This window comes from Burkholderia sp. Ac-20384, from assembly GCF_017104605.1.
Taxonomy (GTDB): domain Bacteria; phylum Pseudomonadota; class Gammaproteobacteria; order Burkholderiales; family Burkholderiaceae; genus Burkholderia; species Burkholderia lata.
In genome coordinates this window covers 1-240 of sequence record NZ_JAAGPE010000581.1, presented here as the reverse complement: position 1 = coordinate 240, position 240 = coordinate 1, and the positions used below count along the sequence as shown (strand labels likewise).

General features: G+C 57.1%; 1 protein-coding gene. It reads right to left on the bottom strand.

The annotated features are described in order from the left end of the window. Window positions 1–55: 55 nt before the first annotated feature. Window positions 56–240 (bottom strand): hypothetical protein (locus G3O00_RS44240; RefSeq protein ID WP_206146516.1); only part of this gene is annotated, 185 nt, incomplete at its 5' end.

Below are 240 nucleotides of genomic sequence, written 5' to 3'. Positions count from 1 at the left end.
GAACATTAAAAAAAAAAAAAACACAAATCATCCTCGCCCACCGACTCTACACCATCTACACCTCCCACCTCCTCTCCCACCTCTCCATCACCCACTTATTCCCTATCCTCCTCATCCTCTCCCTCTCTCCTCTACACCCCACCCACACACCTCTCACCTCAACCCCCCCCGCGCCACCTCCCCCACACAACTCAGTCTCTTCCTCACCACTCTCCCACCTGCCCCCCTGCCTCCACCCCC